The following is an 11,865-nucleotide window of genomic DNA, read 5'->3' as shown; positions in this document are numbered from 1 at the left end:
GCCAAAATAAGGGGAAGTCCCCGGCAATTCGGGCCTGGAGGGAGAATGATCCATGTCAGGACAAGTGCATAAGCAGGGAGTGACCCTGGAATGGATCAGGGGACAGCTGAGCGGTTTCGGTGACCTTGAGGACAAGATCATGGCCGTTCCCTCTGGAGAGGTCAGCCTGCTGTATATCAAGAGTGTTACGGATGGACAGACCATCAGACGGAATGTGGTTGCGCCGTTCTACGAGATGGGCGATCCGGCAGCTTACTATAGCTACATTGCGGATTACCCCGGAAGTGAGGAGGTTACAGAGGGGACGCGTGCGCTGGACCTTCTGCTTAGCGGTTATGCCTGTATAGGCCAGGCTGGCCGGTTCTTCTTCTTCGATGCGCTCAAGGCTGAGGTTAGCGGTGTTAAAGAAACGATAACCGAGAGTATCAGCCAAGGCCCGTCAGATGCGCTGGGCGAGAGTCTGGCGGTTAATCTGAACCTGATCCGGCGGCGTTATCAATCCTCGTCACTGAAGATGGAGTTCACCATCATCGGCAACGTGTCCAAGACCAAGGTGGCTATACTCTATGACGAGAGCAGAGTGAATCACAATGTTCTGGCCGAATTAAAAGAGAAGCTGGACTCTCTTAAGCTGGATGTTCTGCAGGCTGCCGGTGAGCTGGAGAAATATATCAGCAGCGACAAGCTGCGCATTTTCCCCAAAACGATTGTTACGGAGCGCCCGGACCGGGTGGTGTTCAATTTGGCTGAAGGCAAGGTTGCTGTAATGCTGGATACTACCGGATACGCGATTGTGCTTCCGTCTATTTTCAATGATTTCTTCACAGCTATGGATGATAAAATCCATCTTCCCTTTGTTGGACGTTTCTTAAAGCTGCTGCGCATTCTCGGTGTGGCCATGACACTGTGGCTGCCTGCCCTGTACATTGCTTTCACCTCCTATAATCCGGAGATTGTGCGCGTGCAGATTGCCCTGCTGATTGGGGGAAGCCGTGCTACGGTGCCTTATCCTTCTTTTGTCGAGGTCATTCTTATGATGATCATGATGGAATTTCTGACCGAAGCGAGCTTGCGGCTGCCCCGGGCTATTGGTCCGACGGCCACTACGGTTGGCGGTCTGATTCTGGGCCAAGCCGCTACTGCGGCAGGACTGATCGGCAACATTATGATTATTCTGGTTTCCGTTGTGGCGATATCCAATTTCCTGATTCCGCTGAATATGATGAGCTTCTCCATCCGTGTGCTGAAATATTTCTTCGTCATAGCTGCGGCAGTGCTCGGTCTTGTCGGTGTTGTCATCTGCCTGGTGGGCTTCACCATGTATTTATGCAGCCAGCGCAGCTTCGGCCAGCCGTATTTCAAGATGTTTTTCCTCGATACGCTGGGAACGACCCTGAGGAAGAAAAGCGGTGGGGAGTGATGGCTAAGAGCCGCTATTTCTATTGTCTTTTTCTCATGAATACCCTGATCAACATCATTAATTTCGCCCCCCGGGAGCTGATCGATGCCCGCTTTGACGGGGCGCAGTCCTCCATTCTGGTTGCGGTGGTTACGGGCACCCTATTTATCTACCTGTTCACCAAAGTCATCAATAAATTCCCCGGACAGGGACTGCCGGAAATCTTCGGGTCGGCCTTGCCGAAGCAGCTGGCTGCTCCGCTGATTTTTGTATATGCGGTTCTCTGGTATATGGCCGGGGCGCTGATCCTGCTGTCCTTTGTGGACATTACGCTGCGTTTTATCAGCCCGGATACAGGGCCGTATGCAATATTACTCGGCTTCCTGGCCGTTGTCTGCCTGTGTTCCCGGATAGACTCGCTGTCATTGCTCTACGGACTGGAGCTTACGCTGGGGATTACCCTGCCTTTAATTCTGTATACAACAGTCAAGGCGATTATTAACCCGGATTTCAGCTGGGATGCCGTGCTACAGGTGATGACTCACTCTCTGCATGCCCCGGATATGAACAGTATTGCGGCCGCAACATTTACCTTCAGCGGTTATATCAATCTGGCGGTATTCAACCGTGTATTTCATGGACTGAAGCTGAGGCATATATGGATTCTAAGTCTGGAAGGTTTTCTAGTGCTTGCCATATGCTTTTTTGTGCCGATCGGATATCACGGGACCGTTGGCGTTGATCGGCATGTGTATACGTGGTTTACAACGGCAGACAGCATCCGCATCGAAGCCTTCTTGATCGAACGCATGCTGTATATCTTCTATTTCGCCTACATTACATTATCTCTGGTCAGTGCCATTATCCAGTGGCATGTCGGCAAAGAGCTGCTGCTCAGTCTGTTGCCCTCCACGGCTAAGAAGCCTAAGAAAAAACTGCGTCAGGAGATCGTTATCCTGGTCCTGTTTGCTGCCGGAGCCTTCGCCCTTATGCGTATGGATCAATACGACCTTAATTTGCTTGGGGTATTCCTGCTGCATATCCGCTGGTACGGGGAGCTGCTGCTGATTCTCCTGCTGTTCTGGTGCTACTGGATTGTAAGGAGGCGGAGGGTATGAGAACAAAAAGGAGTGCAGTCTTCCTTCTGTTGTTGCTGATGTGCATGACAGTGACAGGCTGCAATTTCAAAGATATCGACCGGAGAATATTTGTGGTCGCCATCGGGATCGATCCCGGCAAGGTGGAAGGAACATTCAAGGTGAGCCTGAAGCTGGCAATCCCGCAAGGGGATGTTACCAAGATCGATGAGAAGATGCAGATCCTTACCGAAGAATCGGAGAGTATCTCCGAGGCACTGCGCAGAATGAAGTCCAAAGTGGAGAAGGAGCTGGACTATGTCCACTGCAAGTCGCTGATCCTGGGTGAACAAATCGCTGCCAAAGACATCAGGCATGTGATGGACTGGGCGGTGCGGCGCAGAGATATCCAGCTGATCCTGAATTTTGCCATCGGAAGGCCGGGGGCGCTGGAAGTACTGCAGGTGAAGCCGCCGTCCGAGCGAATCCCGTCCAACTCGCTGATTCTGGCGATGAACGGACAAGGCACAGAGTCGCCCTTTATCTCCAGAGTGTTCTCCTATCAGCTGATGCGGAGTATTTATGAGAATGGTATCGATCCAATTCTGCCTATTATTGAAGCGCAGGGGGAAGAGCAGTTCCTAATCGATAAGATTGCCTTGCTGGATAAGAATAAAATCAAGCTTGTTCTCACGCCTGACGAGACCAGACTGTTCAATCTGCTGTCCCGGTCCAATCTGCGTACGAACTTTCCGGCTCACTTAGGCGGCAGGATGTACCAGTACTATACAGAGAGCAGCTCCTCCAGCTACCGGATTGTGACGCAGCAGGAGGATAACCCGTACATCCGGTACAACATTAAGATCCGGGCAATTCTGGAGGAAAATAGTACAGAGGATATGATTACTCACCACATGCTGAAGGAGATCGGGGAGTCAGGGGCAGCGGAACTCAGCAAGGCAGTTACAGCATTGCTAATCAAAATCCGGGACAGCGGGATGGATCCTATGGGCTGGGGGCTGCATTACGGGGCCCGGCACTGGAATAATGACACAGAAATGGCGGTGTGGGAGAGGTTGTATCCCCGGCTGAAATTTCAGGTTAAGGCGGATGTGGATGTGAAATACTCGGGAATGATCAAATAGAGCCCCGCTCGGATTGACGCTTCCGGCACTAGGACTTATACTTGATCTAAAAACAAGTCAGAGGATGATAAAGATGAGAACGCTGAACTTAACCTCTCAACGTCAAGCCGTGTATGATATCGTCCGTAATTCCCATGACCATCCTACTGCTGCGGAAGTAATGAACCGGCTTGTAGAGCAGGGGCATAACCTGGCCTATGGGACTGTCTATAATTCACTGCGGTATCTTTCGGATAAACAAATGATCCGTGAACTGAAGCTCGGAGAGGCGGCCAGCAGATATGATGCCCGTCTGGACGACCATCAGCATATTATCTGTGAAATCTGCGGCGCAGTGGATGAAGTGATGAGTCAGGTTCCGCAGGCGTGGATCGACACGGTAGCGGAGGATACGGGTTATTCCATCACCCATACACATGTTGTATTTGGAGGCGTATGTCCAGCCTGCCGGAATAAGAATTCGCACTAGAAAAAAGAATAAATATAACAAAAGACCGTTTTCATAAAAACGGTTTTTTGCTGTGTATATATGAAAATTATTAAGCAACATAGGAGAATTATAATGAATTCCCTGAGAAAAGAGGATTTCCAGGGGCGATATTTAATTATATATTGAGGCTGCAGATTTATCGTGCTTAAGACCCATAAAGAAAGAGAGAGTGAGCCATCATATGAATAAAAAGGCGCGTCTGACCATCCGCACGAAGCTAATTCTTACATATTTGCTTGTTTTGCTTGTACCTAGCATCATTATAGGCTGGCAGACCTATCAATCGGCCAGCAGTAAAGTCGGGGAGCAGCTCACCCAAAATGCCACGGAAAGTGTAGTGGCGGTTAACGAGATTATCGATGCAAACATTCAATCCAAAATTGATGATATTAATTACTTTGCTGCACAGCTCACGGCGGACTCTATTAACAATGAAGCGGCGGGGGCGGCCGCGCCTGCACTGGAGGCCAGACTTAAGGAGTATGCCAAACTGCATTCCGATGTGCTTGATATTTATGCCGGAACCAGTAAAGGCAAGGGTATCCGTGCTGCCGATATCCAGCTGCCGGACGGCTATGACCCGCGCAAGGAGAACGCTTATATCAATGCGCTTAAGCATGGCAGCGGGATTGTGATCTCACCGGTATTCCAGACGGTAAATAATGAGTCGGCTATTGCAATTTCAGCAGTGCTGGAAGGCGGGAACGGGGTAGTGGGTCTGGATCTGAACCTGTCTTCGCTGGCCGATCTGACAGATATCAAGGTAGGCGAAGAAGGCTATATTCTGATTATCGACAGCAGCAAGAAATTCCTGGTTCACCCGACCGAAGCTATTGGCGAGGAGTCCTCGCTTGATTTCGTGAAGCAAATGTTCGAAAGTGAGAGCGGCAGCTTCGATTATGACTATAAGGATTCCTCCAAGAAGATGACCTTCATGGTGAATGAGCTGACCGGCTGGAGAATCGGGGGGACCATCAGCAAGAATGAGATTACCCGTGCGACGAGTGATATCCGGGAGACGGTATTAATTGTAATCTCTGTTTCTGTATTGCTGGCGCTGGTGCTTATCTACCTCAATGTCTCATCGATCCTGAAGCCGCTGATGCGGCTGCGCAGAGCGACGGAGCTAATCGCCGGGGGCGACCTGTCACAGGATATCGGGGACTTCCGCAGAGATGAGATTGGCCTGCTGGCTGAGAATTTCCACCTGATGGTCGGCAATCTGCGGCAGATGATTATCGGTGTACAGGAGATGACCGACAATGTCTCCTCATCCGCCGAGGAACTGACAGCGGGGGCCGAGCAGACTACCAAAGCGATAGAGCATGTTACGATAGCAATCCAGGAGGTAGCGGCCGGAACAGAGCGCCAGGTTAACAGTGTCCATAAAGGAATGATAAGTACGGCTGCCACTACAAGCGAGGTAGAGCATATTTCCGGGTTTATGGAGCAAGTATCGGCGATGATGGACAAGACCTCGCTCTCCGCTTCAGAGGGGAATGAATCTGTAATCAGTGTAGTCGATAAGATCAACGGGATTCATGAAACAGTAGAGGAGCTGGGCGGGGTCATTGATAAGCTTAATGAGCGGACCGGACAGATCCAGGGGATTGTCGGTGTAATTACCGGGATCTCGCGGCAGACCAACCTGCTGGCGCTGAATGCTTCCATTGAAGCGGCCAGAGCAGGCGAGCAGGGCCGCGGCTTCGCGGTTGTCGCTTCAGAGGTGCGTAAGCTGGCTGAAGAATCAGAGAAGTCGGCAAGGATGATCTCCGAACAGATTACTTCAATTAATGCGGAGATGACCCAGGCTACAGCTACCATGGAGTATGCGAAGAACCGGGTATCCGAAGGTATTATGGCGGTTGATACGACCGGACGCTCCTTCTCACGGATCCGCAGGGCGGTTAAAGGGGCGGCTGAGAAGATTGAAGCGATGAATGGAGCTGTGCATACGCTGACGGCAGAAGCGGATAGTATGGAGAAGGCCATTGGTGAGATTCGCGGGATCACCCAGGAGGCGGCAGGCAATACCGAAACTATCTCCGCTGCTGCACAGCAGCAGCTGGCATCGGTGGAAGAGATCGCTTCTTCCTCGGCAGATCTGAGCCATCTTGCCGATGAACTGCAGCGGCTGGTCGGCAAATTCAAATTATATCCGGGAAATCAGGCTCCGGGTGCAGCGGATACCGTCCGGCAGAATAGCGTTAGTTCCGGAGACCAGCGGAATTCCTGAAGCAGAAAGTGCGCTGCGGTCTTCCCTTTTACCTCCTTTTGCAAGTATACTGATAAGCAATAATATGGGGTGACGAAGGAGAGACGCATTCATGGCAGAGCAATTGAAGGGCATTACCATTGCCCTGGCGGGTCCGCGCAAGGCGGAAGAAATGGCCAAACTGGTACAGAATATGGGTGGGACTGCGCTGCACCGTCCGGCTCAGGGGACGTCATTTCTGGATGATGCTGCACTGCGTGACGGGCTGACGGCCTGGACAGACCAGCCTCCGGACCTGGCGGTTCTGACGACCGGAATGGGACTCGACGCATTGTTCGAGATGGCCGCGAAGCTGGAGCTTGCGGACCGCTTCCTGGAAGTTCTCTCCGCTTCACCTATTGCTGCGCGCGGCTATAAGACAGTCAATGCCTTGAAGAAGCGGGGGCTGGAGCCTGTGGTGCGCGACGATGACGGCAGCACCAAGGGGCTGATCCGCGGTTTGCAGGATTGGGATTTGCAGGGCAAGCGGGTCAGACTGCAGCTGCACGGAGAGTCCGCCCCGCATCTGGTCCAGTGGCTGGAGCAGGCGGGAGCAGAGGTCAGCTGGGTGCAGCCGTACCGGTACACGCAGCCGGAGCCGGGAGCACTGGCGCTGCTGCTGGCGGATATTACAGAAGGCCGTGTGAACGCGGTAGCCTTCACAAGTGCTCCGCAATTCCGCTTCCTGACGCAGTATGCGCGGGAGCAGGGCAGGCTGGAAGAACTCGTTCAGGCTTTGGAGGATAAGGTGCTGGCTGTATCTGTCGGCCGGCTTACCTCTGAAGCCCTCAAAGAAGAGGGCGTGAAGCGGATCATTATGCCGGAGCATGAACGGATGGGCAGCATGTTCGTAGAGCTGGGCCGCTATATCGCGGCTTCCCGGTAACAGCAGGCTGTGCTGCACAGGCGCCCAGAGCAGGAATTCCCGTCCGGTACAGGACGGGAATTCTTTTTGGACCACCCGGATTAGCGTATTCTTACTATAAAGGCAGTCCGTTTTATGGACATCGGGGGCTGTTTTCCTTAGAATAATAGGCAACGTTCAACTACAAAGATAAAGAAATAAGGAGGAGGAGACCCATGGATAAGAGAAAATGCCTGTTACTTGGCGATTATACCCACCCACGGTTTCACCCGCTGCAAGGCGTAGACAAGCAGGTCAGCGAGATTCTGAATGATCTTCTGACCGTACAGTGCTCGGAGAATAAAAAGCTGCTGTTAAGCGAACATTTGGCAGGATATGATCTCTGCATTGCATATAACGAATTATGGAACGAAACCGTATCTCCCCAGCAGACGGCGGGTTTGCTGAGTTATGTAAGCGGGGGCGGCGGCCTGATTGTCCTGCATACCGGTGTTTCGCTGGCGAAGCGGTATGAGCTGGCACATCTGATCGGCGGCAGATTCACCGGACATCCTCCCTATGCCCCGCTGAATTTCAAGGTGCGGGAACATGATATCACCGAAGGCATTGAGGATTTCCAGCTCGATGAAGAGCCGTACCGTTTCGAGTTCGACCCCTTCACCGATAAGAAGATTCTGCTTGAATATGAAGCGGACGGGGAAATGCTGCCTGCGGCCTGGTGCCACAGCTACGGTCAGGGACGGGTTGTCTATCTGATGCCCGGCCATCATGAGCCGTCGTTCCGTCATCCGGCAGTCCGCCAGCTGATTCTGCGCGCAGCCACCTGGGCGGCACGGATTCCCAGATAACCCCGGACTTTTGTGAAAGACAGTATATATTTTTGGGGTTCCCGCAAAGTACCTGAGTAATCATCGAAGATTTGGCCCCACTTTGTGGGGTTATTTTGTGAATTGGCCCGCTAAGGGGTATACTCTAACCATAACTGGAATCTTTGGGAGGGAAGTACCATGAGTGATTTGTTCAAGAAAGCAATCTCTTTAGGAGTGGGCCTCACCATTGTCAGCAAGGAAAAGGTTGAAAAGGTCGTAGATGAACTCGTCAAGCGGGGCGAGCTTGCGCCATCGGAATCCAAGGCACTGGTTGACCGGCTGGTGGAGCGCGGTGAAGAAGAACGCGGTACCTTCAAAGCGGCTGTACATGAGCAGGTTCAGAAGGTGCTGAAGGAGCTCAAGGTGCCTGTTCAAGGAGACATTGCCGGACTGGAATCGCGCATTGCTGTGCTTGAGCGCCGCGTAGCCGAGCTGGAGGGCAATACGGCTCCCCGCACCCAGGAGGATGTCGTGCCGGAAACGCATACGGAATAAATGGCAGTCCGCATAAGACATGCCGGCCGGTACCGGGCAATAGCCATGGCGCTTATGCGTCATGGCTTCGGCTATATGGTGGAGGAACTGGGCCTCTATCATCTTCTGTCCCTTCCGCGCCGGATTATTACGCAGGAGGTTCACGAAAGCGTAACACTCGGGGAGCGGATCCGCCGGGTGCTGGAGGATCTGGGGCCGACGTTTGTCAAATTGGGCCAGCTCGCCAGTACACGTTCCGATCTGCTGCCGGATTCAATTATACAGGAGCTTATTAAGCTGCAGGACAATGTGCCGCCGTTCTCGGCCGAGACGGCCCGCAATATTATCGAGCAGGAACTCGAACAGCATATGGATACGGTCTTTGAGTACTTCGAGAACAATCCGCTTGCTGCGGCTTCCATCGGTCAGGTACACCGGGCGGTCCTGCACGGCGGCCAGAGTGTAGCGGTCAAGATTCAGCGTCCCGGCGTCATGCGGACCATGAGCCGGGATCTTGAAATTCTGCTGGATTTAAGCGTCCTGGCTGAGCGGAAGATGGACTGGGCCAAGCAATACGGATTAACCCGGATGGTCGAGGAGTTCTCCCGCGCCCTGATGGCCGAGCTTGATTATGCCCAGGAAGGGCGCAATGCCGAACGTATAGCCGGGCATCTGACTGCCCAGGATAATGTATATATACCGGCCATCTATTGGGATTTCAGCTCCACACGGGTGCTGACGATGGAATACGTGGACGGAATTACGCTGAACCGCAGGGATGAGCTGCTGAACAAGGGCGTCAAGCTCAAGACTATTGCCCAGCAGCTTGTAGAGATGATGCTGAACCAGATTTTCATCCATGGCTTCTTTCATGCCGATCCGCATCCGGGCAATGTCATGGTGCTGGAGGACGGCAAGCTGGCTTTGATTGATTTCGGGATGGTCGGGCGGCTGAGCGAGGAAATGAAGGATGGGCTCTCCGCACTCGTGATCGCACTGATGCGCAAGAATACCGATTCGATGGTACGGGCCATTCTCAGGCTGGGTGTGATTCCGGAGGATGCCGACCGGATGGCGCTGCACGATGATATGGACCGGCTGCGGGAGCAGTATTATGATATCCCGTTCAAGCAGGTCAGCATTGGCAAGGCGCTGAATGATCTGTTCGGCATTGCCCGCAAGCACCGGCTGGTTATTCCGCCGGATCTCGCGATGCTGGGCAAGACGATGCTGACGCTGGAGGGCATGGTCGCCAGCCTCGACCCGGCCTTCAGCATAGTGCAGATGGCCGAGCCGTTCGGCAGGCAGCTGGTGAAGCAGCGCTTCAGCGGAAGCCGGCTGCAGCGCAAGCTGCTCGGCGGAGTAGCCGATCTTGCCGAGAGTCTGGTGGAGCTTCCTGCCCAGGCCCGGCAGCTCTCCGCGCTGCTCAGCAAGGGGAAGCTCAAGGTGGAGATTGGGGTGCCTGAGCTCCAGAATCTGGAGCACAAGTTCAGCCGGGTCGGCAACCGGCTCTCCTTCAGTATCGTGCTGCTGGCCTTCAGCATTATTATGGCCGGTCTGATTGTTGCTTCCTCTCTGCGCGGAGAGCCTTCGCTGCTCTGGGATTTCCCCATCGTGGAGATCGGCTCCGTCATCGCTATGCTGATGATTATATGGCTGCTGTTCTCGATATTCAAATCAGGAAGATTCTAGCGGGATAAGCCCGGGAAATAATTATTCTTCCGCAGATGCACACAAGCGGCGCGAAATCAAGTACAATATATAAAGATAACTTGCCCAAAATTAAAGTGTAATGGAACGCAAATGGAGTGCCGTCTGAATGTCCGGTGGATCGCTGCTGCCCCAGAAACCGAACTTCAACTGCAGCCTTGCGGGCCAGTGGAACGGAAGGGCTCCGGCAACGGGGTTCTTCCGCTTTTGTTTGATACGGATACCTGAGAGCGATATCTGGACTGGCTGTCCTGGCACAGCACGCTATGCAGGACGGTGCAGCCGTTGCCGCCTGATAACGGGCTTATGCCGCAGGCCAAGCCTTGTGAATGCGTACATTACTCCGATAAATGGATGAATATAAGTTATGAAGTGAAAACTTAGGAAAAATAGTGAGGTGGAGCAATTGCCGGGTTTTAAAGAATTAGGAGTTTCTGAAGTACTAAACGATCTGCTCAAGGGGCAGGGAATCGTGAAGCCGACGCCGGTGCAGGAAGAGGCGATTCCGCCGCTCGTAGAGGGTCTCGATGTCATTGCCCGTGCCAAGACGGGCACAGGGAAGACACTGGCCTTCCTGCTGCCGATTATGGACAAGATCCGGGTAGAGGCGGCTTATCCGCAGGCGCTTATTCTCGCGCCGACGCGTGAACTCGCGCTGCAGATTACCGAGGAAGCGCGCAAGCTGGCGCGCCATACGGGAGTGAAGATTCTGGCAGTCTACGGCGGACAGGATGTGGAGAAGCAGCTCCGCAAGCTGGAAGGCGGCAGACATCTGATTATCGGAACGCCGGGACGGCTGCTGGATCACCTGCGCCGGGAGACGCTGGACTTAAGCGGCGTGAAGATGCTGGTGCTGGATGAAGCGGACCAGATGCTGCACATGGGCTTCCTGGAGGATGTAGAGACGATCATTACGGCTGTGCCTTACCGCCGCCAGACGATGCTGTTCTCTGCGACAATGCCGGACCCGATCAAACGACTGGCTGCGAATTATATGAAAGAACCGCTGGATATCATTATCAAGAGCGGCTCTCCAATACCGCTGGACAATATCCGCCAGCAGGTAGTGGAATGCTCTGACCGCAATAAGGAAGAAGCGCTGATCTCCCTGATCGAGCGGGACCGCCCGTACCTGGCGATCATCTTCTGCCGGACCAAACGCCGGGCCATCAAGCTGAACGAAGCGCTGCAGGCGGCCGGGTATGACTGCGACGAATTGCATGGCGACTTGTCGCAGGGCAAACGCGAAGCGGTCATGAAGCGGTTCCGCGATGCCAAGCTGCAGCTGCTGGTTGCTACGGATGTGGCAGCCCGCGGGCTTGATGTGGAAGGCATCACCCACATCTTCAACTACGATCTTCCGCTGGATGCGGACAGCTATATTCACCGGATCGGCCGCACGGGCCGCGCCGGAGGCAAAGGCCTTGCGATCACATTCTCTTCGCCGCGTGAACGCGCCGGGCTCGAACTGATCGAGCACGGCATTTCCCAGCGGCTGGACCGCCGCCGGTACGAGAAGGATGAATTCGGCGTTGGCGAATTCACCTCTGTGCAAGGCGGCGGCTCGCCGCGCGGCGGGCGGC

At 53.7% G+C, this 11,865-nt stretch carries 10 protein-coding genes; all 10 read left to right on the top strand.

Translation table 11 applies throughout. From position 1 onward, the window contains the following. The first annotated feature begins 52 nt into the window (after positions 1–52). Positions 53–1,420: a spore germination protein gene (locus QW71_RS25040; RefSeq protein ID WP_047013970.1), complete on the top strand. Its 1,368-nt coding sequence runs from the start codon at positions 53–55 to the stop codon at positions 1,418–1,420. Continuing rightward, a complete protein-coding gene (locus tag QW71_RS25035; protein WP_039305511.1) occupies positions 1,420–2,517 on the top strand; it encodes a GerAB/ArcD/ProY family transporter in 1,098 nt (365 codons plus the stop codon). The genes QW71_RS25040 and QW71_RS25035 overlap by 1 nt, the downstream gene beginning before the upstream one ends. Continuing rightward, positions 2,514–3,620, top strand: a complete 1,107-nt coding sequence (locus QW71_RS25030; protein ID WP_039305508.1) for a Ger(x)C family spore germination protein — start codon at positions 2,514–2,516, stop codon at positions 3,618–3,620. Before QW71_RS25035 ends, QW71_RS25030 begins: the two co-directional genes overlap by 4 nt. A 73-nt stretch (positions 3,621–3,693) precedes the next feature. Next, the gene (locus QW71_RS25025; protein ID WP_039305505.1) at positions 3,694–4,089 is read left to right on the top strand and encodes a Fur family transcriptional regulator; all 396 of its coding nucleotides are present in this window, start codon (positions 3,694–3,696) and stop codon (positions 4,087–4,089) included. Positions 4,090–4,291: 202 nt separating this feature from the next. Continuing rightward, the gene (locus QW71_RS25020; RefSeq protein ID WP_052770192.1) at positions 4,292–6,346 is read left to right on the top strand and encodes a methyl-accepting chemotaxis protein; all 2,055 of its coding nucleotides are present in this window, start codon (positions 4,292–4,294) and stop codon (positions 6,344–6,346) included. A gap of 91 nt (positions 6,347–6,437) precedes the next feature. Next, positions 6,438–7,250 carry a uroporphyrinogen-III synthase gene (locus QW71_RS25015; RefSeq protein ID WP_039305502.1) on the top strand — a complete coding sequence of 271 codons (813 nt, stop codon included), beginning with the start codon at positions 6,438–6,440 and terminating at the stop codon, positions 7,248–7,250. Positions 7,251–7,444: 194 nt separating this feature from the next. Further along, entirely contained in the window at positions 7,445–8,077 is a 633-nt protein-coding gene (locus QW71_RS25010; RefSeq protein WP_039305493.1) for a ThuA domain-containing protein, read from the top strand. A gap of 159 nt (positions 8,078–8,236) precedes the next feature. Beyond that, positions 8,237–8,593: a phasin family protein gene (locus QW71_RS25005; protein ID WP_039305489.1), complete on the top strand. Its 357-nt coding sequence runs from the start codon at positions 8,237–8,239 to the stop codon at positions 8,591–8,593. After that, the gene (locus tag QW71_RS25000; protein ID WP_039305486.1) at positions 8,594–10,264 is read left to right on the top strand and encodes an AarF/ABC1/UbiB kinase family protein; all 1,671 of its coding nucleotides are present in this window, start codon (positions 8,594–8,596) and stop codon (positions 10,262–10,264) included. Positions 10,265–10,688: 424 nt separating this feature from the next. Then, on the top strand, positions 10,689–11,865 hold a 1,177-nt coding region (locus tag QW71_RS24995; RefSeq protein WP_235441544.1), incomplete at its 3' end, for a DEAD/DEAH box helicase.

It is taken from the genome of Paenibacillus sp. IHB B 3415 (assembly GCF_000802655.2).
Taxonomy (GTDB): Bacteria; Bacillota; Bacilli; order Paenibacillales; family Paenibacillaceae; genus Paenibacillus_AQ; species Paenibacillus_AQ phytohabitans.
The sequence above is the reverse complement of the archived record's forward strand: the minus strand, read 5'-3'. Positions and strand labels throughout refer to the sequence as shown.

Excerpts from the sequence above, each read along its gene's own strand:
- QW71_RS25030 (WP_039305508.1), top strand. The coding sequence starts at position 2,514 with ATGAGAACAAAAAGGAGTGCAGTCTTCCTTCTGTTGTTGCTGATGTGC.
- QW71_RS25025 (WP_039305505.1), top strand. The coding sequence starts at position 3,694 with ATGAGAACGCTGAACTTAACCTCTCAACGTCAAGCCGTGTATGATATC.
- QW71_RS25000 (WP_039305486.1), top strand. The coding sequence starts at position 8,594 with ATGGCAGTCCGCATAAGACATGCCGGCCGGTACCGGGCAATAGCCATG.
- QW71_RS25040 (WP_047013970.1), top strand. The coding sequence starts at position 53 with ATGTCAGGACAAGTGCATAAGCAGGGAGTGACCCTGGAATGGATCAGG.
- QW71_RS25015 (WP_039305502.1), top strand. The coding sequence starts at position 6,438 with ATGGCAGAGCAATTGAAGGGCATTACCATTGCCCTGGCGGGTCCGCGC.
- QW71_RS25020 (WP_052770192.1), top strand. The coding sequence starts at position 4,292 with ATGAATAAAAAGGCGCGTCTGACCATCCGCACGAAGCTAATTCTTACA.
- QW71_RS25035 (WP_039305511.1), top strand. The coding sequence starts at position 1,420 with ATGGCTAAGAGCCGCTATTTCTATTGTCTTTTTCTCATGAATACCCTG.
- QW71_RS25005 (WP_039305489.1), top strand. The coding sequence starts at position 8,237 with ATGAGTGATTTGTTCAAGAAAGCAATCTCTTTAGGAGTGGGCCTCACC.
- QW71_RS25010 (WP_039305493.1), top strand. The coding sequence starts at position 7,445 with ATGGATAAGAGAAAATGCCTGTTACTTGGCGATTATACCCACCCACGG.